The following is a 23,372-nucleotide window of genomic DNA, read 5'->3' on the forward strand; positions in this document are numbered from 1 at the left end:
GACCCGCGCCCCGTCAGGGGCGCGGGTCGGGCATACGGCTAGCGTGACCTCGTGACTTCCTTCGCTGATCAAGAAGTGCCGGGGCGCTACGGGCCCTCCGCCACCGCCGAGGCCGATCCCCGTGGTGTCGGGCGGGTGCGGACCGAGTACTCGCCCGCGCACGACGGGGATCCGGATCCCGGGGAGATCGTGTGGACGTGGGTGCCGTTCGAGGAGAACGACGGGCGGGGGAAGGACCGGCCCGTGCTCGTGGTGGCGAGGGAGGCCGGGGGCACGTTGCTCGCCGTGCAGTTGTCCAGCAAGCGACACGACGGGGACCGGGAGTGGGTGCCGATCGGCAGTGGGCCGTGGGACCGGTCGGGCCGGGAGTCGTGGGTGGATGTGGACCGGGTGTTGCGACTGCATGAGGCGGGGATGCGGCGGGAGGCCTGCGCCTTGGACCGGATGCGGTTCAACTCCGTGGTGCACCGGTTGCGCGAGCGGTACGGGTGGCGGTAGCCCTGTGCCGTCGGCGCTCCGGTGGGGCCGGTCACGCCCACTCGGCGGCAGCCGCGCATCGGAACGGCCCCGTAGCGGAACGGCCCGCGCCCTCACAGGCGGGGGCCGAGCGCTCGTTCGAAGCAGGTCCGGACAACCGCTCCCCTGGTGCGGTCCAGCACCCCGAACGCCACGTGCTCGAAAGTGCCCTCGAATCTGCCGCCGTCCTTGAGCAGCGTTCTGAACGCCGTCGCCACCTGTGTCGGATCGTTGCCGAACACTCCGCAGCCCCAGGCCCCCAGCACCAGCCGCCGGTAGCCGTGAGCCGCCGCCGTCTCCAGCACTCGTTCCGCGCGTGCGGCCAGCGCACGGGGCAGTTCCCCGGCTCGCTCCGGCGCCGTACGCCGGACCACCGAGGCGTTCGGGGCCGCCGAGGTCAGGAAGCCGGCCGTGTAGGGCTCGTCGAGAAGGGTGCCCCGGTCGTCGCGGAAGACCGGGACGGCGGGTGAGTGGATGACACGGTCCGTGTAGAACGGGTCGCGGTGGGTGCGGTGGTGGTCGTAGAAGGCGCGGGCCTCGCGGACGCAGGTGTAGAGAGCCGAGGCTCGGCAAAGGGCCTCCTCCTGGGCCTGGGCGCCGTTCAGATAGCCGCCGCCGGGGTTACGGGCGGAGGAGAAGTTGAGGACGGCGACGGGGGCCTCTGCGGCCGTCAGGCGTCGGGCCGCTTCCAGACTGCTCTCGCCGGTGACCTCGATACGCGTCCGCACGGGGCTGGCCTGCGGTGTCTCCAGCGGGTCCGGACCGTGCAGACGGGTGCCGGCCCGGGCGGCCCTGATCTGGGCCGCGAGGAGGACCTCATGGCCGCCGGGGGCGCGATAGCGGCCCGCCGCGACGATCTTCTCGGTCTCCTGTGCGATTCCTCGTAGGCGTGCGCTCATGGCGCCATCCCCGCCCACACCATCCCCGCGCGCGTCGCCCACGCCGTCCTCGTCGTGCCCTGCGCGCGCGGTACCCGCGTGCGCTCCCCCGTCGTGCTCATGCGCGCATCCTGAGTGATGCTGGTGAGTGGCCGCAACGGAGTTTCCTGTCGCGAATGGCCTTGGACGGTACGGGAAGACGTGTCTGAAGTTCCCGTGAACAGCACGTGTGGTCGGCTGGTCGATCCGCATTGCCACGATGTGCACCCTTGTGCGAAACCGTCACGAGGGTTTTGGGTGGGACGAGCGCCGCCGGTCCGAGCCCCACGGAAGCGGACCGGCGACTTGGCCGACAAGAGGGCATCTCAGGAGGATCCCGACATGTCAGACTCGCCGAGTGACTGTACGGAGCACCGCTCAACGGTCACCGAAGCGGAGGTGGAGGCCCTGGTACGAGGCATCTGCTTCAAGACCGGCCCACCCCGGACCCTCGGTGTCGAACTGGAATGGCACGTCCACGAGCTGCGTGATCCGCGGCTCCCTGCACGACCCGCACGACTGGAGGCGGCCTACGCCTCCCTGCGGACCCTGCCTCTGACCTCGGCGTTGACCGTCGAGCCCGGCGGTCAGCTGGAACTCAGCTCGGCGCCGGCCGGCTCCCTGACGGAGTGCGTCGGGTCCGTCTCGGCCGATCTCGGCGCCGTACGCGCGACGCTGCGCGAGGCGGGCCTCGGCATCAGCGGCTTCGGCCATGAACCCTGGAACCCCCCGACCCGCTACCTCCACGAGCCCCGGTACGACGCGATGGAGACCTATCTCGACCGCTTCGGACCCGAGGGGCGCGCCATGATGTGCTCGTCCGCCTCGGTCCAGGTGTGTCTCGACTCCGGGTACGAGGAGCCGGGTCCGCTCGGCCACGAGCGGCGCTGGTGGCTGGCGCACCAGCTCGGCGCGGTACTGGTGGCCGCGTTCGCGCACTCGCCGCTGGCGCGCGGTGAGGTCACCGGCTGGCGGTCGACCCGGCAGGCGCTGTGGGCCGCCATGGACCCCGGCCGTACGGACGCCCCGGCGCTGGACGGCGACGCGCGCGGGGCGTGGGCACGGCTGGTGCTCGACGCCCCGGTGATGTGTGTCCGGGCGGAGGAGGGCCCCTGGGGCGTTCCGGGCGCGATGACGTTCCGGGAGTGGACGAGATCGGACACCCCGCCGAGCCGCGCCGACCTCGACTACCACCTGACGACGCTGTTCCCGCCGGTGCGCCCGCGCGGCCATATGGAGCTGCGCATGATCGACGCCCAGCCCGGTGAGGACGGGTGGATCGTGCCGCTCGCCGTGACGACCGCACTGTTCGAGGACCCGGAGGCGGCGGAGACCGCCTACCGGACGGTCAAGCCCCTCGCCGAGCGGGCCGGTTCGCAGCCTCCGCCGCGCAATCCGCTGTGGGAGGCGGCGGCCCGCGACGGCCTGGCCGATGCCGAGCTGCGGGAGGCGGCGGCCGTCTGCTTCGCCGCGGCGGCCGAGGCACTGCCCCGGCTGGGCGCGAGCACCGAGGTGCGGAAGGCGGTCGCGGCGTACACCGACCGCTATGTGGCCCGGGGTCGCTGCCCCGCCGACGATCTGCTCGACCTGTACCACGGGAAGGACATCCCCGCATGACCGCGCCCGAGACGCCGGCTCCGACGCACGACACCGACCCCGACATACTCCGGGAGCGCGCGCTGGCGGCCCTGACCACCGCCCGCGCCCGCACCGCGCTCCTGACCACCGTCGTCGACGAACCCGACCTCACCGCGCAGCACTCGCCGCTGATGTCCCCGCTGGTGTGGGACCTCGCCCACATCGGCAACCAGGAGGAGCTGTGGCTGCTGCGGAACGTGGCCGGGCGGGAGGCGATGCGGCCCGAGATCGACGGGCTGTACGATGCCTTCGAGCATCCGCGCGCCGAGCGGCCCTCGCTGCCGCTGCTGGCACCGGAGGAGGCCCGCCGGTATCTCGCCGAGGTGCGCGGGCGTGCCCTGGACGTGCTGGAGAGCACCGACTTCCAGGGCACCCGGCTCACCGACGCGGGCTTCGCCTTCGGCATGATCGCCCAGCACGAACAGCAGCACGACGAGACGATGCTGATCACCCATCAGCTCCGCAGGGGCCCGGCGGTGCTCTCGGCGCCGGACCCCGCGCCCGCCCCGCTGTTCACGGGGCCGGCCGAAGTCCTCGTACCGGGCGGGGAGTTCACGATGGGGACCTCGGACGAGCCGTGGGCACTGGACAACGAGCGGCCCGCGCACCGGCGGTCCGTCCCGCCGTTCCACATCGACACCGCACCGGTGACGAACGGCGCGTACCAGGCGTTCATCGAGGACGGCGGGTACGAGGACGAGCGGTGGTGGACGGACCGGGGCTGGGAGCACATCCGCGCGCACGGCATCCACGCGCCGCTGTTCTGGCGGCGTGACGGCCGGCAGTGGCTGCGGCGGCGCTTCGGCGTCACCGAGGTGGTACCGGCCGACGAGCCGGTGCTGCACGTGTGCTGGTACGAGGCCGACGCGTACGCCCGCTGGGCGGGGCGCCGGCTGCCCACGGAGGCGGAGTGGGAGAAGGCGGCCCGGCACGACCCGGTCACCGGCCGCTCGACCCGCTACCCGTGGGGCGACGCCGACCCGCTGCCCGAGCACGCCAACCTCGGGCAGCGGCATCTGCGCCCGGCGCCGGCGGGCAGCTACCCGGCGGGCGAATCCCCGCTCGGTGTGCGGCAGTTGATCGGTGACGTGTGGGAGTGGACGTCAAGCGACTTCCTGCCCTATCCGGGGTTCACGGCGTTCCCGTACAAGGAGTACTCGGAGGTGTTCTTCGGCCCCGAGTACAAGGTGCTGCGCGGTGGTTCGTTCGCAGTGGACCCGGTGGCGTGCCGGGGGACCTTCCGCAACTGGGACTATCCGATCCGGCGGCAGATCTTCTGCGGGTTCCGCACGGCACGGGACGCCTCCCCGGAGGCGGTCTGATGTGTCGTCATATCGCTTTCCTGGGACCGTCGTCACCGCTGGGCAGGATCCTGGTGGATCCGCCGCACGCTCTTCTCCGGCAGTCGTGGGCGCCCCGGCGGCAGCGGCACGGGACGGTCAACGCCGATGGTTTCGGGGTTGGCTGGTACGCCGAGGGTGACCCGGCGCCGGCCCGGTACCGGCGGGCCGGTCCCATCTGGGGCGACCTGTCCTTCGCCGACCTCGCCCGGGTGGTGCGTACGGAGGCGCTGCTCGCCGCCGTACGGGACGCCACCGTGCCGGGGGCGGACAACGAGGCAGCGGCGGCGCCGTACGCCGCCGGGCCCTGGCTGTTCAGCCACAACGGGGCGGTCGCCGGGTGGCCCCGGTCGCTGGCCCCGCTCGCCGCCGGCCTGCCCGCCGTCGAGGTGCTGTCGATGGAGGCCCGCAACGACTCCGCGCTCGTGTGGGCCCTGGTCCTGAACCGGCTGCGCGCCGGCGACGAGGAGGGCCAGGCGCTGGCGGACACGGTCCTGGAGGTCTCCCGAGCGGCCCCCGGGTCCCGGCTCAACCTTCTGCTCACCAACGGCGACACCATCGCCGCGACGGCCTGGGGCGACACCCTATGGTACCGCGCCGGGCCCGGCCGCAGCACGGTCGTGGCGTCCGAGCCGTACGACGACGATCCGCACTGGGTGGAGGTACCGGATCGCACACTGCTCGCGGCGAGCCGTACGGACGTCCTGCTCACCCCGCTGAAGGAACCGGACGAAGCCGCCCGCCCGGTCGACGACACGACGACGCCCTCCCCCGCTCTCGGCCCCGCTCGCCCGGGAGGACCCGCATCTTCGAAGGAGCCCCCTGCGTGAGCCCGTTCCATGTCACCCGCACCCTGCCCGAGAACGCCACGGACGCGGCGCTGCGCGCCGATGTCCTGGAGGGCCTGACCCGCATGCCGAAGACGCTGCCGCCGAAGTGGTTCTACGACGCCCGGGGCAGCGAGCTGTTCGAGCGGATCACCGAGCTGCCCGAGTACTACCCCACCCGTGCCGAGCGGGAGATCCTCGTCGACCGGGCCGCCGAGATAGCCTCGGCGAGCGGTGCGCGCACCCTCGTCGAGCTGGGGTCCGGTTCCTCCGACAAGACCCGCCATCTACTGGACGCGATGCCCGGTCTGCACACGTATGTGCCGGTCGACGTGAGTGAGAGCGCGCTGCGGCAGGCGGGTGAGGCGCTGGTGGCCGAGCGGCCGGACCTCCATGTGCACGCCCTGATCGCCGACTTCACCGCCCGGCTCGAACTTCCCGCGACGCCGGGGCCGCGCCTCGTGGCGTTCCTCGGCGGCACGATCGGCAACCTGGTGCCCGTGGAGCGGGCCGCGTTCCTGGCCGCCGTACGCGCCCTGCTGGCGCCCGGGGACGCGTTGTTGCTGGGCACGGACCTGGTGAAGGACGAGGGGGTGCTGGTCGCGGCGTACGACGACGCGGCGGGGGTGACGGCCGAGTTCAACAAGAACGTGTTGCGCGTGGTCGACCGGGAGCTGGGGGCGGACTTCGACCCCGACGCCTTCCAGCATGTCGCGCTGTGGGACGCCGAGCGGGAGTGGATCGAGATGCGGTTGCGGGCGCGGGGGGCCCAGACCGTGAAGATCCACGCGCTGGATCTCGCGGTCGACTTCGCGGACGGGGAGGAGCTGCGCACGGAGGTCTCGGCGAAGTTCAGGATGGACGGTGTGCGGGCCGAACTGGCTGCCGTCGGGCTCGAACTGACGCGCTGGTGGACCGACCGGGAGGGGCGGTTCGCGCTCTCGTTGAGCCTGGCGGGGTGAGTGCGCGACCGGCCGCCTTCTACTCGACTCACCCCCGCCGCCCCTACCCGTTCCCGTCCCGGGGCTGCGTCCCCGGCCCCCGCATCGGCCCGAAGAGCCTCGTCCCCAAACGCCGGGCGGACTGACGTGGCGAAGGCCCCGTCCACCGCGCGCCGGACGGACCGACATGACTGAAGCCCCCGTCCATCCAACGCCGGAGAGGGCGAGATGGCCGGGGGCCCTCGTCCATCCACCGCCACAGGAGGGCGAGGCGACCAAGATCCACAGCCATCCGACACAGCCGAGGTCCTCCTCCGTCAAACGCCGGGCGGACTGACGTGGCCGGGCACCTCGTCCGACAGACGCCGGGCGGACCGATGCGGCCGGGCACCTCGTCCGACAGACGCCGGGCGGACCGATGCGGCCGAGCCCCTCACCCGACAGACGCCGGGCGGACCGATGCGGCCGAGCCCCTCACCCGACAGACGCCGGGCGGACCGATGCGGCCGAGGGGCACGTCGGTCAGCCCCTCCTGCGTCTGAGGAGCGGGGTGGGGGCGGAGCCCCAGGGATGGGACGGGTAAGGGCGGCGGGGGCGGAAGACATCTCGACGTCTCGCGGAGTGGCTGACTCTGGGGCACCGTGGAATGGCGTGTGGCGCACCGGCCACGGCGGAGCACCCCGACAAGGAGAACCCGTATGTCCGACCACACCTACCGGGTCACCGAGATCGTCGGCAGTTCGGGCGAGAGCGTCGACCACGCCATCCGCAACGGCGTCGCCCGCGCCGCCCAGACCCTGCGCAATCTGGACTGGTTCGAGGTGACGCAGGTCAGGGGGCACATCGAGGACGGGCAGATAGCGCACTACCAGGTCGGCCTGAAGGTCGGCTTCCGGCTGGAGGACATGGAGTAGGGCGACAGCCCGACCGGCTCCGGCGGGCGGCGGGCCCTCAGGTCCGCCCCTCCCTCTCCTGCGCCACCTTCAGCGCGGCGGAAGCATCGGCCCAGCGCGCCCGTACAACCGTGAACCCGGCCCGCTCCGCGTCCTCACAGACCAGCTCGTCGTCGTCCACGAGAACGCGGATCTCACGGGTGCGGGCGAGCCGGCGGAGGATCTCCAGCTTGGTGCGACGCGCGGGGCGGCGGTCGTTGTCACGCCGCATCCAGATCCGGCCCTCGGGCAGCCCATGGGCGGCCAGCCACTCGACCGTGTCGGGACGACACCGCTCGGGACGCCCGGTCAGATACACGACCTCGCACTCCTCGGCGCTCTCCCGTGCCAGCGCCACACCCTCGTGCAGCGGCGGATCCTGCGGGGCGGCGGCGAAGAAGGCGTCCCAGTCACGCGGCTTCACCTCCAGGTATCGCTGCCGGTGCGCGGTGTCGGCGAGGGTGTTGTCGAGGTCGAATACGGCGAGGGGCCGGTCGTTGGCGGTCACGGGGCCAGCCTAGGCGGCCGATGACTCCCGGTGACTCGTGTCGCCCGTCGTCGCTTCACACAACGACCACAAACCCTGCTCTCAACTTTAAGTTTCAAACGTTAGGCTCATCATCTCTCCCCCCACCCAGCACAGGAGAATCGGTGTGCTTGACGGCGAAGTGATAGTGATCGGCGGCGGATACGGGGGCATCCGCCTCGCCAAGCAGCTCGACGAGGTCGCACGGGTCACCCTCGTGGACCGCAAGGAGGTCTTCTTCCACCGCATCGCCGCACTGCGGGCCGGTGTACAGGAGGACTGGACGACGGCGCCCTTCATCCCGTACGACCGGCTGCTGCGCAACGGCCGTGTCGTGGTGGGCAAGGCGATGGACATCGACACCGGCGAGCGGCAGGTGAAGCTCGCCACGGGTGAGCGACTGCCGTACGACGTGGTGGTGATCGCGACCGGCGCGGACTACCCGGAGCCGGCCCGTTTCCTGGGCACCACGACCGAGGAGGCGGCCAAGACGTTCGCCGCGTACCAGGAGCGCGTGGCGGCGGCCGGGCACGTGCTGGTCGTCGGCGGTGGGCCGGGCGGCGTGGAGCTGGCCGCCGAGGTCCGACTGGCCCGGCCGGACGCGCGGGTCACGCTCGCGCACGCCGGACCGGCGCTGCTCAACTCCACCGGCAGCGAGCGGGCCGGGCGGCGGGCCCTGGCCTGGCTGGAGTCCCATGACGTGGAGGTACGGCTGGACTCGTTCGTCTCCCCCGGACCCGACTTCGGCACCTACCGGGACGGGCGGGGCAACCTCATCGAGGCCGATCTGTCGTTCTGGGCCAACGGTACGACGCCCAACACGCTCTGGCTGCGGCTGGCCGGGCACGGCGACTGGCTGAACTCCGCCGGGCACATCAAGGTCGACCGGACGCTCCGGGTGGAGGGGCGGCTCGACGTCTTCGCGGTCGGTGACGTGAATGATGTGAGCGAGCTGAAGATCTCCCCCGTCGCGATCAACCAGGCGGACATCGCCGCCCACAACATCCGCGCCTACCTGGGGAGTTCGGGCAAGCACCGCAAGGAGCCGCGCCTGTTCCGGCCGATCCGGCGCACCCCGCTGATCGTGCCCCTCGGCCCGGCCGACGGCATCACCCTCATCCCCGTCCCGGGCGGGGAGACCGCCGTGCTCGGCGCCCGCACCTCGACCGTCGCCAAAGCGAAGACGCTGATGACGCCGTACATCCGCAAGCAGCTCGGTTACACCGCCTAGGAGCAGGGGTTCCCGAGCGTGCCGAACACGGCGAACACCGCACCTCAGACAAGTCGGTCGGCCCGGGTCGAGCCCGACCGACTCCTGTTCCACGAGGTCGTCGGCGTGCGCTAGGAAGTCGTCGACCATCCGGTGGAAGAGTGCGGCGAGCTGCCGCAGTTCCTCGGGCGACCAGTCGGCCAGGGCCATCTGCGTCCCTCGGACCCCGGCTTCGCCGGCGCGAAGGTCCTGTCCGTCGACGACGTCTGGGCCGCCGTCTGATCACCTTCGCCGGCGCCCGACCGCGGCCGGGCCGCGGTCGGGCGGGGTCCCGTCCGGGGCCGTGCTCGACCGGTGACGGGAGGACCGGCGCTGTCGTTCGGATCACGCCTACGCCGCACGCACGGCGACGGCATTGTGCTGCTCCTCGCCGAGCACGACCTTGAGGGCGCCCGTGTCGGCGGCGCGGGAGAAGACGTCGTACGCCTCCTCCATCTGGTCCAGCGTGAAGGTGTGGGTGACGAGCTGGGAGGTGGGCAGCCGGCCTGCCGCCGCCATCCGCAGCAGGGTCGGGGTGGAGTAGGTGTCGACCAGGCCGGTGGTGATGGTGACGTTCTTGATCCACAGGTCTTCCAGGTGCAGGGTCACGGGGCTGCCGTGCACACCGACGTTGGCCACGTGACCGCCGGGCCGGACCGTGCGGGTGCACAGCTCGAAGCTGTCCGGGATGCCGACGGCCTCGATGACGACGTCCGCGCCGAGCCCGTCGGTCAGATCGGCGATCAGTTGCTCGGGGGCCTCGCGCGCGTCGGCCACGGCCTCGGCGCCCAGTCCTCTGGCCGCCTCCAGCCGGGCGGGGGCCGGGTCCACCGCGACGATCCGCTCGGGGGAGAACAGCCGCGCCGTGCTGATCGCCGCCAGTCCGATGGGGCCGGCCCCGACCACGACGACGGTGTCTCCGGGACGCACATGTCCGTTGAGCACGCCCACCTCGTAGGAGGTCGGGAAGATGTCGGCCAGCAACACGGCGTCCTTGTCGTCCATGGCGGCAGGCAGCGGGTGGACGGACAGGTCCGCGTAGGGCACCCGGACGTACTCGGCCTGGGTGCCGTCGATCAGGTGGCCGAGGATCCAGCCACCGCCGTCGCGGCACTGGCCGTACGTCCCCTCACGGCAGTAGGCGCAGCGTCCGCACGCACTGATGCAGGAGACCAGGACCCGGTCCCCCGGCCGTACGGTCCGTACGTCGCTGCCGGCCTCGACGACCTCGCCGACGGCCTCGTGCCCGAGGACGGTGCCGGGGCGCACCTCGGGTACGTCGCCCTTGAGGATGTGCAGATCCGTGCCGCAGATGGTGACGGTCCCGACGCGCACGATCACGTCGGTGGGCTCCTTGATGGCCGGGTCCGGGACGTCTTCCCAGGTGGACTGCCCGGTGCCGTGGAACACGAAGGCTTTCATGGCACTCCTCACCTCGTTGTGTCCGCTGCGGGGGCCGAGCCCGGTGGAGGCCTCGTCGGTGGCCGTGCGTTCCTGGCACGGCCCTCGCACCGGAATCGCCCCACGGTTCCAGCTTGACCCGATTCCGGGGGCGCCGCTTGGCCGGCCCTCGGGCCCACCGCCCGGTTGCCTCCGGCCGTCAGGCGTTCCAGCTCCAGTCGGCGACCTCGGGCAGGTCGGTGCCGTGTTCACGGATCCAGGCGTGGTGGCGGGTGCGGGCGTCGGCCATGCGCTGGCGTACGGCGGCGGCGCGCACGGCGAGGCCGGGGACCCGGTCGATGACGTCCATGACGAGGCGGTAGCGGTCGAGGTCGTTGCGGACGACCATGTCGAAGGGTGTGGTCGTGGTGCCGGACTCCTTGTAGCCGCGGACATGCAGGTGCGGGTGGCCGGTGCGGCGGTAGGCGAGGCGGTGGATGAGCCACGGGTAGCCGTGGTAGGCGAAGACGACCGGCTTGTCGGTGGTGAACAGGCCGTCGTACTCGAAGTCGTTCATCCCGTGCGGGTGCTCCTCTCGGGGCAGCAGCCGGGTCATGTCGACGACGTTGACCACACGGACGGCCAGGTCCGGCAGGTGGCGGCGGAGCAGTTGGGCGGCGGCGAGCACCTCCTGCGTGGGGACGTCACCCGCGCAGGCGAGCACGACGTCCGGTTCGCGGCCGTTCTCCGTGCCCGCCCAGTCCCAGATGCCGGCGCCGCGCGCGCAGTGGGCGCGGGCCTGGTCCATGGAGAGCCAGTCGTAGCAGGGCTGTTTGCCGGCCACGACGACGTTGACGTAGTCGCGGCTGCGCAGGACGTGGTCGGCGACGGAGAGGAGGGTGTTGGCGTCCGGGGGCAGATACACCCGTACGACCTCGGGGCTCTTGTTGAGGACGTGGTCGACGAATCCGGGGTCCTGGTGCGAGAAGCCGTTGTGGTCCTGGCGCCACACGTGGGAGGTGAGCAGATAGGTGAGGGCAGCGATCGGGGCGCGCCAGGGCAACCGCCGCGAGGTCCGCAGCCACTTGATGTGCTGGTTGACCATCGAGTCCACGATGTGCACGAACGCCTCGTAACAGGAGAACAGACCGTGGCGGCCGGTCAGCAGATAGCCCTCCAGCCAGCCCTGGCAGAGGTGTTCGGAGAGGATCTCCAGCACGCGGCCGTGCCGGTCGAGGTGTTCGTCGACCGGCAGTGTGTCCGCCTGCCATGCCTTGCCGCCGGCGTCGACGACGGCCTGGAGGCGGTTGGAGGCGGTCTCGTCAGGGCCGACGACCCGGAAGTCCCGGCGGAGGCCGGTGTCGTTCATGAGCTGTTCGAGGAGACCGCCGAGGACCCGGGTCGGCTCGTGCAGGGTCGCGCCCGGTTTCTCGACCGGTACGGCGAAGTCGTCCAGGGATCGGATGGGCAGCTCACGGACGAGGAGACCGCCGTTGGCGTGCGGGGTGGCGCCGAGCCGCCGGGTTCCGGAGGGGACGCGGGCGAGGACGTCGGGGACGGGCCGACCTTGGGGATCGAACAGTTCCTCGGGCCGGTACGACCGTAGCCAGGCCTCCAACTGCCGTAGGTGTTCGGGGTTCTCGCGCACGTGACCGAGCGGCACCTGATGGGCGCGCCAGGTGCCCTCGACGGGCTCCCCGTCGACCTCCGCGGGGCCCGTCCAGCCCTTCGGGGTGCGCAGGACGATCACCGGCCAGCGCACCCGCTCGGTGACACCGTCCTCGCGGGCCGCCCGCTGCGACCGGGCGATGTGGTCCAGGGCCTCGTCCATGGCACGGGCCATCGCTCGGTGGACGGTCGCCGGGTCGTCACCGGTCACATGGAGGGGCGTGTGGCCGTAGCCGCGCAGTAGCGCGTCGAGTTCGGGCTCCGGCAGGCGGGCGAGCACGGTCGGGTTGGCGATCTTGTAGCCGTTGAGGTGGAGGATCGGTAGGACGGCGCCGTCGTGGACCGGGTCGAGGAACTTGTTCGAGTGCCAGGAGGCTGCCAGCGGCCCGGTCTCCGCCTCGCCGTCCCCGATCACACAGGCGACCAGCAGGTTCGGGTTGTCGAAGGCGGCACCGTAGGCGTGGGCGAGCGAGTAGCCGAGTTCACCGCCCTCGTGGATCGAACCGGGAACCTCGGGGGCGACATGGCTGGGCACGCCGCCCGGGAAGGAGAACTGCCGGAACAGCCGTTCCATGCCGGTGGCGTCGCGCGGCACGTCCGGATACGTCTCGCTGTAGCTGCCTTCCAGCCAGGAGTTGGCCAGCACGGACGGTCCGCCGTGCCCCGGGCCCCATACGCACAGCGCGTCCAGTCCGCGCGCTGTGATCAGGCGGTTGAGGTGGGTGTACACGAGGTTCAGCCCCGGTGACGTCCCCCAGTGACCGAGCAGCCGCGGCTTGATGTGCTCCGGCGTCAGCGGCTCGCTCAGCAGCGGGTTCGCCATCAGGTAGATCTGACCGGCGGCCAGGTAGTTGGCGGCGCGCCAGTGGGCGTCCAGGGTGCGCAGTTCGTCGTCGGTCAGTACGGTGGCGCCCTGGTGTTCGACCTTGCTCATGGGTGACTCCGGAACTCATCGACAGGGTTCATCGGGTGTGCAGGCGGCATGGCCGACAAGAGGGCGACGAAGCTGCCGCGCGCGGCGTACGAGAGGGAAATGCTGCGTCTGCAGACGGAGTTGGTGAAGCTGCAGGAGTGGGTGCGGACAGAGGGCGTCCGGCTCGTGGTGGTCTTCGAGGGACGGGACGCGGCGGGCAAGGGCGGCACGATCAAGCGGGTCGCGGAGCATCTCAACCCCCGGGTGGCCCGGATCGCCGCACTGCCCAAGCCGACCGAGCGTGAGCGCACGCAGTGGTACTTCCAGCGGTACGTACAGCATCTGCCGGCCGCCGGGGAGATCGTGTTGTTCGACCGGTCCTGGTACAACCGGGCCGGTGTCGAGCATGTGATGGGCTTCTGCACGAAGGAGGAGTACCAGGTCTTCCTGCGCCAGTGCCCGATCTTCGAGCGAATGCTGGTGGAGGATGGGATCCTGCTGCGCAAGTACTGGTTCTCGGTGAGCGACACCGAGCAGCAGGAGCGGTTCCGCAAGCGGCTGGAGGATCCGCTGCGGCGCTGGAAGCTGTCGCCGATGGACCTGGAGTCGCTGACCCGCTGGGAGGCGTACTCCCGGGCCAAGGACGAGATGATGGTGCACACCGACATCACCGAGGCGCCGTGGTTCGTGGTGGAGAGCGACGACAAACGGCGGGCGCGGCTGAACATGATCGCCCATCTGCTGGACTCCGTCGGGTACCACGAGGTCCCGCCGCCGGTGCTGGAGCTGCCGGAGCGCCCGCCGTCGACCGGCTACCAGCGCCCGCCGCGTGATCTGCAGACCTACGTCCCCGACCACGCGGCGAGCCTCTGACCGACCGCGCACCGCGGTCGGAGGCGTCCGGCGCGGGCGGGCGCGCCGGGTGGCGGCCTCCGCGACCTCCGCGGCCTCCTCGGCCCCGCGGACCGGGCTCGGCGGAGCCGGCCGCGCCGATGGCGGTCGGCAGTCCACAGCCGTTGCCATCGTTCTCACCCTCCCGTGCCGAGGCGAAGACGAATCGGGGTGGTGACCCGGCCACGCGCACATGGCCGACCACCACGTCGGCGACCTCGTCGCGAGGTCGCCGTCGGCCACCTCGTCGCGAGGTCGGCCGCCAAGTCCCACGAAGGCCTTGGCGAGGCCGGTCGCGTGCGGCTGTGAAGACCGCGTGCGGCTGTGAAGACCGCGACGAGGCCCTGCCGGGTACCCACGATCGCACCGGGCACGCTCCCGCCGACGTCGCCTCCCCCACCGGCGAGCCCTGGCCGTCCCGACGACGCGCTCCGTCGCGCCCCGGACCCGTACGGCACACGTCTCGGACTGCCGATCCGGCGGCCGAACTGGCGGCCGAACTGGCGACCGATCTGGATCCGAGGACCGATCCGGCTGCCGATCACAAAATCCAACGAGAAACGACAAAACCATTGACCTGCCCCTGTCTCACCTCTACGTTCTGACCGTTCACCGAACTGCGTCCGAAATACCGGACGTACGCGGCGGCGGCCGGACACGCGGGTCCGCCCTGTCCCGCCCTGTCCCGCCCTTGCCGTCCTCCGCCCGCTCGGCCATCACGTCCCGCCACGCCAACCGCGTCGCACCGAGAACCGCCTGGAGAACCCCATGCCCCACACCCCTCTGCGAAGATGGGCCAGACGCGTCACCGTCCAGTTCCTGGCCGCCGGACTCGCCGTCGCCGGTCTGGCGGCCCTCGACCGGCAGGAACCGTCGGCGCCCCTGTCGGCCGAACCGGCTGCCGTGAGCACCAGCCAGACGGACGTGACCCCGCCGTCGATGGGCTGGGCGTCCTGGAACAGCTTCTTCAGCAGCATCGATCACAACGTGATCAAGCAGCAGGCCGACGCCCTGGTCTCCTCCGGCATGGCGGCGGCCGGCTACAAGTACGTCAACCTCGACGACGGCTGGTGGCAGGGACAGCGCGACGCAAGCGGCAACATCGTCGTCGACGAGAACCTGTGGCCCGGCGGCATGAAGGCCATCGCCGACTACATCCACAGCAAGGGGCTGAAGGCCGGCATCTACACCGACGCGGGCAAGCAGGGCTGCGGCTACTACTTCCCCACCACCCGCCCCGCCGCACCCAACACCGGTATGGAGGGCCACTACCAACAAGACCTGGAGACGTTCCAGCGCTGGGGATTCGACTACGTCAAGCTGGACTTCTGCGGCGGCCGGGTGGAGGGCCTGAACCAGGAGACCACGTACAAGGCGATCTCCGCCGCGAACGAGGCCGCCTCCGCGGTGACCGGCCGCAAGCTGGTGCTGTCCTTCTGCGAGTGGGGCACCGGGTTGCCCTGGAACTGGGCGACCGGCTACGGCGACCTGTGGCGCACCAGTGACGACGTCCTCTTCTTCAGGGAGACGCCGGGCCTGACCAAGATGTACCGCAACTTCGACCAGTCGCTGCAGCCCGCGGCCCAGCACACCGGGTACTACAACGACCCGGACATGATGATGGTCGGCCTGAACGGAATGACGGCCGCGCGCAACCGGCTGCACATGAGCCTGTGGTCGATGGCCGGCGCCCCGCTGCTGGCCGGCAACAACATCGCCACGATGACCACGGAGACCCGCGACATCCTCACCAACCCCGAGGTCCTTGCCATCGACCAGGACCCGCGCGGACTGCAGGGTGTCAAGGTCGCCGAGGACACCCGCAACCTGCAGGTGTACGGCAAGGTGCTCTCAGGCACCGGCAAGCGCGCGGTGATGCTGCTCAACCGCACCGGCTCGGCCGCCAACATCACCGTCCGCTGGGCCGACCTCGGCCTGACGTCGGCGTCCGCCACCGTACGCAACGCCTGGACCCGTACCGACGCCGGCTCGTTCGCCACCGGCTACACCACCTCCGTCCCCGCGAACGAGGCGGTGCTCCTGACGGTCTCCGGCACCGAGGCCGCCGGCTCCACCTACGAGGACACCACCACCGCCACCACCCCGACGTTCACCGGTGTCACCGCCGCTGCGGCGGGCACCAAGCTGATCGACATCACCTACGCCAACGGCGGCAGCACCGCCCGTAAGGCCACCATCCAGGTGGGCGGCCAGTACAGCTACCGTGTGGCCTTCCCGCCGACCGGCTCGGCCACGACCTATCGCACCGTGTCCGTGCTCGCCCACCTCGCCAAGGGGGCGAACACCGTGAAGTTCGCCGCGGTCTCCGGCAGCACCGCCCCCGACATCGACGCCCTGCGGGTCCAGGGCATCCCCGGCACCGACGGCGTGGCCCTGGTCGGCTCCGCCTCCAACCGCTGTGTGGACATCGACAGGAACACCTACGTCAACGGCACCCAGGCGCAGATCTGGGACTGCTCCGGCGGACGCAACGAGACCTTCACCCGGACCTCGCGCGGTGAACTCGTCGTCTACGGCAACAAGTGCCTCGACGCCGACAACAGCGGCACCACCAACGGAACCAAGGTCATCATCTGGGACTGCACGAACGGCACGAACCAGAAGTGGACCGTCAACTCCAACGGCACCGTCACCAACAACCTCTCGGGCCTGTGCCTGGACGCCTCCAACGCGGCGACCGCCAACGGCACCAAGCTCATCCTCTGGACCTGCAACGGCCAGAACAACCAGAGGTGGACCACGGTCTGAGGCCACCGGCGCCTCATGCCTCGGCCTCACGGACGGCCCCGCACCCCCCTCCGGGGGGTGCGGGGCCGTCCGCCGCCCAGGACCCGCTCCAAGCCTCAGTTCGACGCCGACGGCCCGATCAAGAAGGTCGTCCCCACTCTGAGCAGCATCGACCCGGTCACCGGCGGCACCGCCCTGCCGGTGAACACCACCCGCTCGCTCCGGTCGGTCAACTCCCCCGGCCGCTACCTCCGCCACTACGACTACGAACTGCGCATCGACCCCTTCCCGGACAACGCCACCTTCCGCGCCGACAGTTCCTTCACGGCGGTCGGCCCCTGGGCCTGAGCACACTCCACTCCCCCTTGCGGCAGACCTCAGCTCAGCCACAACCGCCGCGCCGCGGGCCCGTGTCGGATGACACGGGCCCGCGGCCGTCGACCGTGTGGCCGGTCCGGTGTCAGGAGAGCACCTGGTCCACTGCCCCGACGCCTCTCAGCCCCGCTCTTGCCACCCCACCCAGCGGAAACCGCACCGTGAAGGTAGTCGCCCCCGGCGCGCTGGTCAGGTCGATGGTGCCGCCGTGGGCGCGGACCAGGGAGTGGGCGACCGCCAGGCCCAGGCCGCTGCCGCCGCGGTCGCGGCTGCGGGCCTTGTCGACGCGGTAGAAGCGGTCGAAGACGCGTTCCTGGTCGTCCGCCGGGATTCCGGGCCCCGAGTCGGTGACGCGTACCTCGGCCGTGTCGGCCTCGACGGCCACCTCAAGGCAGACCTTCGTGCCGGGCGGGGTGTGCACGGCCGCGTTGGTGAGGAGGTTGTCGAGGACCTGGCGGACGCGCAGCGGGTCGAGGGCCAGCCGTACGCGGTCGGTGCCGGTCGCCACGGTCAGCGGATGGTCGGGGCGGCGGGCCCGGAAGCCGTCCGCCGCCTGGTGGACGAGCTCCACCAGGTCGGTCTCCTCCCGCCGCAGCGGTGTCTCCACGTCGGCGGCGTCGAGCCGGGCCAGCATCAACAGGTCGTCCAGCAGGGTGCCCATACGGGCCGCCTCGGCGCGCAGCCGGGCCAGGTGCTTGTCGCGTTCCTCGGGGCTGTGCGCCGCGGCGTACTGGAAGAGGTCGGCGTAGCCGCGTACGGACATCAGGGGGGTGCGCAGCTCGTGGGAGGCGTCGGCGACGAAGCGGCGCAGCCGCTGCTCGGCCTCGGTGCGGACGGCGAGCGCGTCGTCGATGTGCTCCAGCATCGTGTTGAAGGCGGTGCGCAGTTCCTCGACCTCGGGGCCGCCGTCGCGGTTGTCGTGGCGTACCGGCAGCCGTGCCGAGTCCGTCAGATCGTGCGAGGTGATGCCGCGGGCGGTGTGCGCCATGTCGCTCAGCGGTTTCAGGCCGCGCCGCAGCATGGCCCGGCCGAAGACCACGAGCGCCGTGAGGGCGAGCAGGAAGGTGACGACCTGCACCGTGATCAGCCGGCCCACGGTGTCCTCGATGTCGTCCATCGGCGCGGCGCTGACGAGCACCACGCCGGGCTCGACCTCGCACGCCCGCAGTCGGTACTGGCCCGCGCCCTTCAACTGCTCGGTGCGCACGAGCTCCGCCTTCCGGCCCGCCTGCGCCTTGGCCACGAGCGTGAAGTCGTCGATGTCCTTGGGCACGTCGGCGGGGTCCTCGGGCTTGCGGAGCACCGGTGAGCCGCTCGCCATGTCGTACACCGCGTAGTACCAGCGGTAGTACTTCTTGCCCTTGAGCGTGCCGTAGTCGGCGATGCTCTTGGACTGGGCGACCTGGGCGATCCTCAGTTGCTCGTTGAGCTGAGCCGACAGATAGTCGCGCATGTACATGGTCAGCGCGCTGCCGACGACGGCGAACACGACGAGCGCCAGGGCGCCGAGGCCGAGGGCCAGCCGGGTGCCGAGGCGCATGCCGCGGTAACTGCGGTTGAGCCGGGCGATCACTCGGTTGCCTGCCGGAGCGCGTAGCCGAATCCGCGCACGGTGTGGATGAGGGGCTCGCCGGTGTCGTCGAGCTTGCGGCGCAGCCGGCTGACGACCAGTTCGACCACGTTGGAGCGGCCGCCGAAGCCGTACTCCCAGACGTGGTCGAGGATCTGCGCCTTGGTGAGGACGGTCGGGGACTTGCGCATCAGATAGCGCAGGACCTCGTACTCGGTGGGGGTGAGGGTGAGCAGTTTGTCGCCCCGGCGGACCTCGCGGGTGTCCTCGTCCATCGACAGGTCCGCGACCTGGAGCACGGACCGCTGGAAGGACGGCCCGGCGCTGCGGCGCAGCACGGTACGCAGCCGGGCCATCAGCTCTTCCACGGCGAACGGCTTGACCAGGTAGTCGTCGCCGCCCCGGGTGAGGCCGGCGACCCGGTCGGCCACTCCGTCGCGGGCGGTCAGGAAGACCACGGGCACCATCGTGCCGGAGCGGCGCAGCCGGTCGAGCACGCCGAAGCCGTCGACGCCGGGCAGCATGAGGTCCAGGACCACGATGTCGGGATGGAACTCGGCGGCCTGTCGCAGCGCCTCCTCGCCGGAGTGTGCGGTGACCGCCTCCCAGCCCTCGTACCGGGCGACGGTCGCCACCAGGTCCGCGATGGGCGGATCGTCGTCCACGACGAGCAATCGTACTTTTTCCACGTGCTCATACTGCGCCACCGATCGCTCGGCGCCATAGCCGCTCGGGGACTCGGCAGCCGATCGATAAATACTTGAAAGTTGCCCGACAGCGAAACGACAGCGGTCGCCGGACAAGCTCGTATCCCCACCTGATCAAGGAGCTGTCCGACGTGACCACTGTCCAACAACCGCCCACGGCGGTGAGCCGCTCGGGAGCGCGTCCCAAAGTGGTCGCCCGCACCAGCCTGTACGCGGTGCTGGCGGCGAACGTCGCCCTGGTGACCTTCTTCTTCGTCCAGGCGGGCTTCGCATCGAACGCCCTCATGGTGCTCGGACGGCTGACCGGCCTGTACGGCGCGCTCCTCATGGCCTTCCAGTTGCTTCTGGTCGCCCGGCTGCCGTGGTTCGACCGGCGTATCGGCATGGACCGGCTGACCTCGTGGCACCGCTGGACCGGCTTCTCGGTGCTGTGGCTGCTGGTCGCCCACGGGGTCCTCATCACCTTCGGCTACGCCCAGTCCTCGGACCTGGCCCCGCTCAGCCAGGTGGTCGACCTCGCGGAGACCGTCGAGGGCGTGCTGCGCGCGATCGTCGCGCTGGGGATCATCGTCGTGATCGGTGTGGTCTCGGCCCGCTTCGCCCGTCGCAGGCTCGCGTACGAGACCTGGCACTTCATCCACCTGTACACGTACGTCGCGGTGGTGCTGGCGTTCACCCACCAGGTCGCGGCGGGCACGTCGTTCGCCTCGTCGGAGACCGCGACGGCGTACTGGTACGCGCTGTGGGGCTTCGCCCTGGCCTCGGTGTTCGTGGGCCGTCTGGTGCTGCCGCTGTGGCGCAACTGGCGCCACCAGCTGCGGGTCACGGCCGTCGTCCCCGAGGCCGACAACGTGGTCTCGATCTACATGACCGGCCGTGACCTGGACCGGATGCCGGCACGGGCCGGCCAGTTCTTCCTGTGGCGTTTCCTGACCCGTGACCGCTGGTGGCAGGCCAACCCGTTCTCGCTGTCGGCCGCACCCGACGGCAGGCAACTGCGGCTGACCGCGAAGGCGGCCGGCGAGGGCTCCGCCGCCCTGCGGCACGTCAAGGTCGGCACCCGGGTGTTCGCCGAGGGCCCGTACGGCGCCTTCACCGCGATGCACCGCACCCGGCCCGAGTCCGTACTCATCGCCGGCGGCGTCGGTGTCACCCCGATCCGCGCCCTTCTGGAGGAGATCCAGGGGCACGCCGTGGTCATCTACCGGGTGGCCACGAACCAGGACGCAGTCCTCTACACCGAGCTGCAGCAGCTCGCCTTCGACAAGGGCGCCGAACTGCACCTGGTGTCCGGTCCCGTCAGCCCCGACCTGCTGGCGCCGCGCGAGCTGCTGCGGATGGTGCCGGACATCGCCGACCGGGACGTGTTCCTGTGCGGGCCGCCGCCGATGATGAACGCGGTCCTGGGGAGCCTGCGCGAGCTGGGCGTGCCCAAGCCGCAGACCCACTTCGAACGCTTCAGCCTGGCCGGCTGAGGGACACCGGGACACGAGGAAAGCACTGTGAAACGAGCCATACCCGCCCTGGTCCTCAGCGCCGCCGCGCTGGTGCCCGTCTGGCGTTACGCCCCCTGGACCGGGACGACGACCACGGTGACCGCCGGGCCGGCCCCGTCGGCCTCCGCGTCCGTCTCGGCGGGCTCCACCGTGGTCACGGGCCCGACCCTCGACACGGAGAAGGGTCCCGTCCAGGTCCAGGCGACCTTCCGGGGCGAGCAGATCACCGCCGTCAAGATGCTCCAGCAGCCGAACCATCCGCAGACCGAGGCGGCCGTCCCGGTGCTGATCGAGGAGACGCTGAAGGCGCAGAGCGCCGACATCGACACGGTCTCCGGCGCGACCATCACGAGTACGGCCTACCGGGAGTCGTTGCAGGCCACGATCGACGAGAGCGAGAAGTCGGCGTCCTCGTCGGACTCGGGCTCCGTGTCGGGCTCCTCCGCGGCCGACTCCTCTGCGTCGGACTCCTCCGCGGCCGACTCCTCTGCGTCGGGCTCCTCCGCGGCCCACTCCTCTGCGTCGGGCTCGTCCGGGTCCTCCGCTGCCGAGTCCTCTGTGTCCAAGGCGAGCGCGAGCGTGACCGTCGTGGGGTCGACCGTCGGTACTTCCAAGGGGGACGTCCAGGTCCAAGTGACCTTCAAGGGCGAGAAGCTCACCACCGTGGAGATGTTGGAGCAGCCGAACCATCCGCGGACCGAGGCCGCGATGCCCGTCCTCATCAGGGAGACGTCGCCGACGCAGGGCGCCGACAACGACACGTTCTCCGGCGCGACGATCACCAGCGGCGGCTACCAGGTGTCCCTCCAAACCGCCCTCCAAACCGCCCTCGACGCGAAGGGCTGATCGCAGTGCGCCGCGTCGAACACATCATGGGTTTCCCGATCTCCCTGCTGATCGAGGACGAGGGCACCACCGCCGAGGCCGCGGAGCCGGCGTTCGACTGGCTGCGCGAGGTCGACGCGCGGTTCAGTCCGTTCCGTGCCGACAGCGAGGTGTGCCGGCTGGACCGGGGGGAGCTCGCACCGCACGAGCTGAGCCCGGACCTGGCCGAGGTGCTCGACCTCTGCGAGGAGTACCGGGTGGCGACCGGTGGCGCGTTCGACGTACGGCTTCCGGGGCGTGGGCTGGACCCCTGCGCCATGGTGAAGGGGTGGGCCGTGCAGCGGGCCGCGGATCTGCTGACCGGGCGGGGTGCGCGGCGGTTGTGCCTGAACGCGGGGGGTGACGTGGCCGCGACGGGTGGACCGTGGCGGGTCGGTGTACGCCACCCGGAGCGGGCCGACCGGCTCTGTACGGTCCTGGAGGTCACGGACGGCGCGGTCGCCACGTCCGCGCGGTACGAGCGCGGTGACCACATTCTCGACGGCCGCACGGGCCGGCCGGCGACGGGGCTGCTGAGCCTCACGGTGGTGGCGCGGTCCCTGACGGAGGCCGACGCCACGGCGACCGCCGCGTTCGCGATGGGAGCGGAGGGCATCGAGTGGGCCGCGTCCCGGGAGGGGTGCGAGGTCTTCGCCGTCGACGCGGAGCAGAGGGTCTTTCGGACACCGGGGCTGCCGGTGGCGGCGTGACGGGGCGCCTCCCGGCTCGGGAGTACAGGTAATTCGGCGGCTGCGGGCGAATCGTGGTCACTCGCGCAGTTCCCCGCGCCCCTGACGGGGCGCGTGCTCGCCCGCCTCCTCCCCGCCCCCCAAATTCCGTTGCGGCCGGGGCCTCGTCGCCGGACAGTGGCCCCATGACGACGACGTACACCCCCACCCCCCTGCCGCCGGGTCTGACCGTGCGGGCGGCGACGCTCGATGACGCGGAGGCGGTGTGCGCGCTGCTCAACGAGGTCGATCTGCTGGAGATCGGCCGGGCCGAGACCGAACTGGCCGAGGTGCAGGCCGATCTGAAGCATCCCGAGGCGGATCTGGAGCGGGACTCCTGGCTGCTGTTCGACGGGGACCGGCTCGTGGCGTACGGGCTGCTGTGGGACGAGTCCGGCGGCGAGCGCATCGACATGGACCACTACACGCTGCCGGATCAGCCCCTCGGCGCATTGCACCTGTTCGACCTGATGGAGGCCCGGGCCACGGAGCGCGCGGCCGCCAACGGAGCGGACCGGGCCGTGGTGCACATGCACCTCAACATCGCGCCGACGACGGATCTCGACGCGCTGCGGGACCGCGGCTGGCGCGCCGTGCGGCGCTACCACGTCATGGACCGCCCCCTCGACGCCGCCGAGCCGCTGCCGACGCCCCCGCCGGGCGTCACCCTTCGCTCCTGTACGGCCGAGCCGGACCGCAGGCAGGCCCACGCCCTGCTGCAGGCGGCCTTCGCCCACCACTTCGACTTCCAGCCGCGTACGTACGAGCAGTGGCTGGACGACATCGACGCCGAGAACGTCGACTGGTCGACGATCTGGATCGCGCACGTGGACGGGCTCGGTGACGCGGCGGCCCTGCGCTCGCGCAACGACCGCACCGCCATGGCATGGATCGCCGGCATCGGCGTCCTGCCCGAGGCCCGGGGCAGGGGCCTCGGGAGCCTGCTGCTGCGCCACGCCTTCGGGCACTACGCGTCGCTGGGCCGCGACCGCGTCGGCCTCGGCGTGGACACCGACAACAGCACCGGCGCCCTCGCCCTGTACGAGCGGCACGGTATGACGCTGGACTTCGCTGTCGACACCTGGGAGCTCATGCGTCCCGTGACGTGAGCGGCGGTGACCGCTGCGGTCACCTGCGGTAACTCTG

At 71.3% G+C, this 23,372-nt stretch carries 21 protein-coding genes and 1 pseudogene; 15 read left to right on the top strand and 7 right to left on the bottom strand.

From position 1 onward, the window contains the following. Positions 1 to 51 precede the first annotated feature (51 nt). Entirely contained in the window at positions 52 to 498 is a 447-nt protein-coding gene (locus ACFY9I_RS31210; RefSeq protein ID WP_391007635.1) for a type II toxin-antitoxin system PemK/MazF family toxin, read from the top strand. 92 nt (positions 499 to 590) lie between these two features. Here ACFY9I_RS31210 and ACFY9I_RS31215 read toward each other — a convergent pair whose 3' ends face one another. Next, positions 591 to 1,415: a TIGR02452 family protein gene (locus tag ACFY9I_RS31215; RefSeq protein WP_391007637.1), complete on the bottom strand. Its 825-nt coding sequence runs from the start codon at positions 1,413 to 1,415 to the stop codon at positions 591 to 593. A 360-nt stretch (positions 1,416 to 1,775) separates the two neighbouring features. Here ACFY9I_RS31215 and egtA point away from each other — a divergent pair, with 360 nt between their 5' ends. The 6 genes from egtA to ACFY9I_RS31245 all read left to right on the top strand — a co-directional run bounded on the left by egtA (position 1,776) and on the right by ACFY9I_RS31245 (position 7,093). Continuing rightward, positions 1,776 to 3,050: an ergothioneine biosynthesis glutamate--cysteine ligase EgtA gene (egtA, locus tag ACFY9I_RS31220; RefSeq protein WP_391007639.1), complete on the top strand. Its 1,275-nt coding sequence runs from the start codon at positions 1,776 to 1,778 to the stop codon at positions 3,048 to 3,050. After that, positions 3,047 to 4,393: an ergothioneine biosynthesis protein EgtB gene (gene egtB, locus ACFY9I_RS31225; protein WP_391007641.1), complete on the top strand. Its 1,347-nt coding sequence runs from the start codon at positions 3,047 to 3,049 to the stop codon at positions 4,391 to 4,393. Before egtA ends, egtB begins: the two co-directional genes overlap by 4 nt. Then, positions 4,393 to 5,241 (top strand): ergothioneine biosynthesis protein EgtC, encoded by an 849-nt coding sequence (gene egtC, locus ACFY9I_RS31230; RefSeq protein ID WP_391007643.1) that lies wholly within the window; start codon positions 4,393 to 4,395, stop codon positions 5,239 to 5,241. The genes egtB and egtC overlap by 1 nt, the downstream gene beginning before the upstream one ends. Next, positions 5,238 to 6,200 (top strand): L-histidine N(alpha)-methyltransferase, encoded by a 963-nt coding sequence (gene egtD / locus ACFY9I_RS31235; RefSeq protein ID WP_391007645.1) that lies wholly within the window; start codon positions 5,238 to 5,240, stop codon positions 6,198 to 6,200. Before egtC ends, egtD begins: the two co-directional genes overlap by 4 nt. After that, positions 6,197 to 6,325: a hypothetical protein gene (locus tag ACFY9I_RS31240; protein WP_391007646.1), complete on the top strand. Its 129-nt coding sequence runs from the start codon at positions 6,197 to 6,199 to the stop codon at positions 6,323 to 6,325. Before egtD ends, ACFY9I_RS31240 begins: the two co-directional genes overlap by 4 nt. Positions 6,326 to 6,877: 552 nt before the next feature. Beyond that, the gene (locus tag ACFY9I_RS31245; RefSeq protein WP_391007648.1) at positions 6,878 to 7,093 is read left to right on the top strand and encodes a dodecin; all 216 of its coding nucleotides are present in this window, start codon (positions 6,878 to 6,880) and stop codon (positions 7,091 to 7,093) included. Positions 7,094 to 7,130: 37 nt separating this feature from the next. Here the strand turns inward: ACFY9I_RS31245 and ACFY9I_RS31250 are convergent, their stop codons facing one another. Then, on the bottom strand, positions 7,131 to 7,619 hold the full coding sequence (locus ACFY9I_RS31250; RefSeq protein WP_391007650.1) for an HAD family acid phosphatase: 489 nt from the start codon (positions 7,617 to 7,619) through the stop codon (positions 7,131 to 7,133). A 145-nt stretch (positions 7,620 to 7,764) separates the two neighbouring features. On the opposite strand from ACFY9I_RS31250, the gene ACFY9I_RS31255 reads away from it, so the two are divergent. Further along, positions 7,765 to 8,868, top strand: coding sequence for an FAD-dependent oxidoreductase (locus ACFY9I_RS31255; RefSeq protein WP_391007652.1), 1,104 nt, complete (start codon positions 7,765 to 7,767; stop codon positions 8,866 to 8,868). A gap of 87 nt (positions 8,869 to 8,955) precedes the next feature. On the opposite strand, the pseudogene ACFY9I_RS31260 reads toward ACFY9I_RS31255, so the two are convergent. The 3 genes and pseudogenes from ACFY9I_RS31260 to ACFY9I_RS31270 all read right to left on the bottom strand — a co-directional run. Next, positions 8,956 to 9,090: pseudogene (locus ACFY9I_RS31260) on the bottom strand (MarR family transcriptional regulator); the annotation flags it as partial. Between the two features lie 147 nt (positions 9,091 to 9,237). Then, positions 9,238 to 10,308, bottom strand: a complete 1,071-nt coding sequence (locus ACFY9I_RS31265) for an alcohol dehydrogenase catalytic domain-containing protein (protein ID WP_391007654.1) — start codon at positions 10,306 to 10,308, stop codon at positions 9,238 to 9,240. 178 nt (positions 10,309 to 10,486) lie between these two features. Next, the gene (locus ACFY9I_RS31270; protein WP_391007656.1) at positions 10,487 to 12,868 is read right to left on the bottom strand and encodes a phosphoketolase; all 2,382 of its coding nucleotides are present in this window, start codon (positions 12,866 to 12,868) and stop codon (positions 10,487 to 10,489) included. Between the two features lie 48 nt (positions 12,869 to 12,916). Here ACFY9I_RS31270 and ppk2 point away from each other — a divergent pair, with 48 nt between their 5' ends. The 3 genes from ppk2 (at position 12,917) to ACFY9I_RS31285 (ending at position 16,834) form a co-directional block, all read left to right on the top strand. Continuing rightward, entirely contained in the window at positions 12,917 to 13,720 is an 804-nt protein-coding gene (gene ppk2 / locus ACFY9I_RS31275) for a polyphosphate kinase 2 (protein ID WP_391007658.1), read from the top strand. 786 nt (positions 13,721 to 14,506) lie between these two features. Beyond that, a complete protein-coding gene (locus ACFY9I_RS31280; protein ID WP_391007660.1) occupies positions 14,507 to 16,507 on the top strand; it encodes an RICIN domain-containing protein in 2,001 nt (666 codons plus the stop codon). A 57-nt stretch (positions 16,508 to 16,564) separates the two neighbouring features. After that, the gene (locus tag ACFY9I_RS31285) at positions 16,565 to 16,834 is read left to right on the top strand and encodes an AbfB domain-containing protein (RefSeq protein ID WP_391007662.1); all 270 of its coding nucleotides are present in this window, start codon (positions 16,565 to 16,567) and stop codon (positions 16,832 to 16,834) included. Positions 16,835 to 16,946: 112 nt separating this feature from the next. On the opposite strand, the gene ACFY9I_RS31290 is transcribed toward ACFY9I_RS31285, so the two are convergent. Then, positions 16,947 to 18,434, bottom strand: coding sequence for an ATP-binding protein (locus ACFY9I_RS31290; RefSeq protein ID WP_391007664.1), 1,488 nt, complete (start codon positions 18,432 to 18,434; stop codon positions 16,947 to 16,949). Further along, positions 18,431 to 19,120: a response regulator gene (locus ACFY9I_RS31295; RefSeq protein ID WP_391007666.1), complete on the bottom strand. Its 690-nt coding sequence runs from the start codon at positions 19,118 to 19,120 to the stop codon at positions 18,431 to 18,433. Before ACFY9I_RS31295 ends, ACFY9I_RS31290 begins: the two co-directional genes overlap by 4 nt. Positions 19,121 to 19,269: 149 nt before the next feature. Between ACFY9I_RS31295 and ACFY9I_RS31300 the strand changes: the two genes are divergently transcribed. The 4 genes from ACFY9I_RS31300 to ACFY9I_RS31315 all read left to right on the top strand — a co-directional run bounded on the left by ACFY9I_RS31300 (position 19,270) and on the right by ACFY9I_RS31315 (position 23,335). Then, positions 19,270 to 20,613 (top strand): ferric reductase-like transmembrane domain-containing protein, encoded by a 1,344-nt coding sequence (locus ACFY9I_RS31300; protein WP_391007668.1) that lies wholly within the window; start codon positions 19,270 to 19,272, stop codon positions 20,611 to 20,613. A 27-nt stretch (positions 20,614 to 20,640) separates the two neighbouring features. Then, positions 20,641 to 21,480, top strand: a complete 840-nt coding sequence (locus tag ACFY9I_RS31305; protein WP_391007670.1) for an FMN-binding protein — start codon at positions 20,641 to 20,643, stop codon at positions 21,478 to 21,480. Between the two features lie 5 nt (positions 21,481 to 21,485). After that, complete coding sequence (locus ACFY9I_RS31310) at positions 21,486 to 22,208, top strand: FAD:protein FMN transferase (RefSeq protein WP_391007672.1); 723 nt, start codon at positions 21,486 to 21,488, stop codon at positions 22,206 to 22,208. Between the two features lie 164 nt (positions 22,209 to 22,372). Next, a complete protein-coding gene (locus tag ACFY9I_RS31315) occupies positions 22,373 to 23,335 on the top strand; it encodes a GNAT family N-acetyltransferase (protein WP_391007674.1) in 963 nt (320 codons plus the stop codon). Positions 23,336 to 23,372: the final 37 nt, after the last annotated feature.

It is taken from the genome of Streptomyces sp. NPDC012510, from assembly GCF_042955065.1.
GTDB lineage: Bacteria > Actinomycetota > Actinomycetes > Streptomycetales > Streptomycetaceae > Streptomyces.

Coding starts and splice junctions, on each gene's coding strand:
- ACFY9I_RS31215 (WP_391007637.1), bottom strand. CDS start 1,415: ATGAGCGCACGCCTACGAGGAATCGCACAGGAGACCGAGAAGATCGTC.
- egtA (WP_391007639.1), top strand. CDS start 1,776: ATGTCAGACTCGCCGAGTGACTGTACGGAGCACCGCTCAACGGTCACC.
- egtB (WP_391007641.1), top strand. CDS start 3,047: ATGACCGCGCCCGAGACGCCGGCTCCGACGCACGACACCGACCCCGAC.
- egtC (WP_391007643.1), top strand. CDS start 4,393: ATGTGTCGTCATATCGCTTTCCTGGGACCGTCGTCACCGCTGGGCAGG.
- ACFY9I_RS31245 (WP_391007648.1), top strand. CDS start 6,878: ATGTCCGACCACACCTACCGGGTCACCGAGATCGTCGGCAGTTCGGGC.
- ACFY9I_RS31265 (WP_391007654.1), bottom strand. CDS start 10,308: ATGAAAGCCTTCGTGTTCCACGGCACCGGGCAGTCCACCTGGGAAGAC.
- ACFY9I_RS31270 (WP_391007656.1), bottom strand. CDS start 12,868: ATGAGCAAGGTCGAACACCAGGGCGCCACCGTACTGACCGACGACGAA.
- ppk2 (WP_391007658.1), top strand. CDS start 12,917: ATGGCCGACAAGAGGGCGACGAAGCTGCCGCGCGCGGCGTACGAGAGG.
- ACFY9I_RS31280 (WP_391007660.1), top strand. CDS start 14,507: ATGCCCCACACCCCTCTGCGAAGATGGGCCAGACGCGTCACCGTCCAG.
- ACFY9I_RS31315 (WP_391007674.1), top strand. CDS start 22,373: ATGACGACGACGTACACCCCCACCCCCCTGCCGCCGGGTCTGACCGTG.